Genomic DNA, 3,549 nt, shown 5'->3' with positions numbered 1-3,549 from the left:
AGCGACGCCGGGGCGGGTCGGGCACGGCGGCGGCGCGGGCGCCCGCGGCGACGGCGAACCCGAGCGCCATCCCGACGGTCCCTGAGTCCACGACGTGCACCCGCACGGGTGCCGAGCCCGCCGCGAGCCGCGCGGCCGTCACCGTGCCGGACAGCTCGCCGGACAGGTGCACGGAGACCACCTCGCGCGCCCCTGCCGCCGCCGCGCGCCGGTAGGCCGCCGCGAAGGCGGCGGGCGACGGCTGCGACGTCGACACCCGCGCGCCCCGCGCCAGTGCCGCGAGCAGCTCGCGTGGGCCGAGGTCGACGCCCTCGACATGGCGCCGCCCGTCGACCACGACGTCGAGCGGCACGACCTGCACGCCGAGTCGCTCGGCCTCCCCCGCGGGCAGCGCGGCGGTCGAGTCGGTGACGAGCGCGACGCCGCCGCGCGCGGCGCGGCCGTCGGCCCTGCTCAGGCGGGCACCACGTTGACGAGCCTCGGGGCCCGGACGACCACCGTGCGGATGTCCCGGCCAGCGAGGGCGCGCTGCACGCCGGCGTCGGCCAGGGCGATCTCCCGCAGCCGGTCCTCCGAGACGTCCGGGCTCACCTCGGCGCGGCCACGCACCTTGCCCTGCACCTGCAGGACGCACGTCACCGTCTCCTCGACGAGGAACACCGGGTCGGCCACCGGGAACGGCTCGTGCGCGAGCGAGCGCTCGTGACCCAGCCGGGCCCAGAGCTCCTCCGCGACGTGCGGGGCCACGGGCGCGACCATCAGCACGAGCGCCTCGGCCACGGCACGGGGCACGCGGTCGAGCGTCGTGAGGTGGTTGTTGAGGACGATCAGCTTCGCGATCGCGGTGTTGATGCGCATCGCGTGCATGTCGGCCGTGACGTCCGCGATCGTGCGGTGCAGCACGCGCAGCGTCTCGACCGTCGGCGCGTCGTCGACGACGACGAGCTCGCCCGTCGTCTCGTCGACGACGTTCCGCCACAGGCGCTGCAGGAACCGCTGGGAGCCCACGACCGCGCGCGTCTCCCACGGGCGCGACAGGTCCAGCGGGCCCATCGACATCTCGTAGACGCGCAGCGTGTCGGCGCCGTACTCCGCGTACATCTCGTCGGGCGTCACCATGTTCTTCAGCGACTTGCCCATCTTCCCGTACTCGCGGTGCACGGGGGCGCCGCGCCACGTGTGCCCGGTCGGCGAGGCCGCGTCGTCCTCCACCTCGGCCGCCGGGACGTACACGCCGCGCTCGTCGGTGTAGGCGTACGCCTGGATGTAGCCCTGGTTGAACAGCTTGTGGAACGGCTCGGCGCTCGACACGTACCCCAGGTCGAACAGCACCTTGTGCCAGAACCGCGCGTACAGCAGGTGCAGCACGGCGTGCTCGACGCCGCCGACGTACAGGTCGACGCCGCCCACCGAGCCGGGGGCCTGGCGACCGTGGCCCGGACCCATCCAGTACCGCTCGAGCTCCGGGTCGACGACGCCGCGGCCGGCGTGCGTCGGGTCCAGGTAGTGCAGGTAGTACCAGCACGAGCCCGCCCAGTTCGGCATGGTGTTCGTGTCCCGCCGGTACTGCCGCGGCCCGTCGCCCAGGTCCAGCGTCACGGTCACCCAGTCCTCGTTGCGGCCCAGGGGCGGCTCCGGCTCGGAGGTCGCGTCGTCGGGGTCGAACGTGCGCGGCGAGTAGTCCGGCACGTCCGGCAGCGCGACGGGGAGCGCGTCGTCGGGCAGGGCGATCGGCAGGTCGTGCTCGTCGTACACGATCGGGAAGGGCTCGCCCCAGTAGCGCTGGCGGCTGAACAGCCAGTCGCGCAGCCGGTAGGTCGTGGTCGCCTCGCCGACGCCGCGCGCGACGAGCCACTCGACGATGGCGGCCTTCGCCTCGGCGACACCGAGGCCGTCCAGGCTGATCTCGTCGTTCGACGAGTTGATGACCGTGCCGTCGCCGGTGCGCGCCCCGTCGGTGACGTCCCCCTCGGTCGTGTAGACGACCGGCAGCTCGTACGCCTGGGCGAACGCGAAGTCGCGCTCGTCGCCCCCGGGCACCGCCATGATCGCCCCCGTGCCGTAGCCCATGAGGACGTAGTCGGCGGTGAACACCGGCAGCAGGTCGCCGTTGACGGGGTTCACCGCGAGGTGACCGGTGAACACGCCCGTCTTGCGGCCGGCGTCCGCCTGGCGCTCCACGGCCGACTTGGCGGCCGCCTCGGCGCGGTAGGCCGCGACGGCCTCCGCGGGCGTGCGGTGGCCGCCGGTCCACGCGCCGTGCGTGCCGTCGGGCCACTGCGCCGGCACCTCGTCCAGCAGCGGGTGCTCGGGCGCCACCACCATGAACGTCGCGCCGAACAGGGTGTCGGGGCGGGTCGTGAAGACCTCCACCCGCTCGCCGCCCTCGACGGCGAACCGCACGCGCGCACCCGTCGAGCGGCCGATCCAGTTGCGCTGCATCGCGCGCACCTTGTCCGGCCAGTCGATGTGCTCCAGGTCGTCGGCGAGGCGGTCGGCGTAGGCCGTGATGCGCATGTTCCACTGCCGCAGGCTGCGCTGGAACACCGGGAAGTTGCCGCGCTCGGAGCGGCCGTCCGCCGTGACCTCCTCGTTCGCCAGCACCGTGCCCAGGCCCGGGCACCAGTTCACCGGCGTCTCGGAGACGTACGCGAGCCGGTGCGCGTCCAGCACCCGGCGGCGCTGCACGGCGTCCAGGTCGGCCCACGCGACGCCGGCGGGCACGCCGTCCAGCGCCGGGACGGGACGGGTCCCGGTGGCCAGCTCGGCCTCCAGCTCCGCCACGGGCCGGGCGCGGCCGCGGCCGCCGTCGGGCCGCACCGCCTCCTCGTCGTACCAGGAGTCGAAGATGCGCAGGAAGATCCACTGCGTCCAGCGCACGTAGTCGGCGTCGATCGTCGCGAAGGAGCGGCGGGGGTCGTGCGCGAGCCCCAGGCGGCGCAGCTGCCGCTGCATGATCGCGATGTTCGCCTCGGTCGTCGTGCGCGGGTGCTGGCCCGTCTGCACGGCGTACTGCTCGGCCGGCAGGCCGAACGCGTCGAAGCCGAGCGCGTGCAGCACGTTGTCGCCCTGCATCCGGTGGAAGCGGGCGACGACGTCCGTCGCGATGTACCCCAGCGGGTGGCCGATGTGCAGGCCCGCGCCGGACGGGTACGGGAACATGTCCATGACGAAGAACGGCGGCGCGGTCGGCGCCGCGTGCTGCCCGTCGCCGTCCGTCAGCTCGCCCGTGGGGTTCGCGGCGAAGAAGGTGCCGCGGCGCTCCCACTCGTCCTGCCAGCGCACCTCGATCTCGCCGGCGAGCGCCGGCGTGTACCGGAACGGCACGTCGTCCGGGGCGGCGGGGGCGGTGGCGGTGGCGGCGTCCTGCGAAGTCACCCGCCGAGTTTACCGAGTACCCGGCCGCGGGCCGACGCCGGGCGGCCCAGGACGAGGGGCGCCACCGGCCCCGCCGCGCCTACGATCGCGACATGTCGGACAGCGCCGCCGCACCGCCGGACCCGTCGCACGCGTCGAACCCCTCCGAGGCGGACCTGGCGGCCCTGCGCG

The 3,549-nt window shown here is 74.6% G+C and carries 2 protein-coding genes; both read right to left on the bottom strand.

Going from position 1 to position 3,549, the window contains the following annotated elements; all coding sequences use genetic code 11:
- The coding region (locus HGCM_RS19125; protein WP_019136798.1) for a DegV family protein at positions 1–361 on the bottom strand (361 nt) is incomplete at its 3' end.
- A 92-nt stretch (positions 362–453) separates the two neighbouring features.
- Positions 454–3,378 carry a leucine--tRNA ligase gene (gene leuS / locus HGCM_RS10520; protein WP_026075408.1) on the bottom strand — a complete coding sequence of 975 codons (2,925 nt, stop codon included), beginning with the start codon at positions 3,376–3,378 and terminating at the stop codon, positions 454–456.
- Between the last annotated feature and the right edge of the window lie 171 nt (positions 3,379–3,549).

The organism is Cellulomonas massiliensis JC225 (assembly GCF_000312005.1).
In the GTDB taxonomy this organism is placed as follows: Bacteria; Actinomycetota; Actinomycetes; order Actinomycetales; family Cellulomonadaceae; genus Cellulomonas; species Cellulomonas massiliensis.
This window is presented reverse-complemented; position numbering and strand designations above follow the sequence as displayed.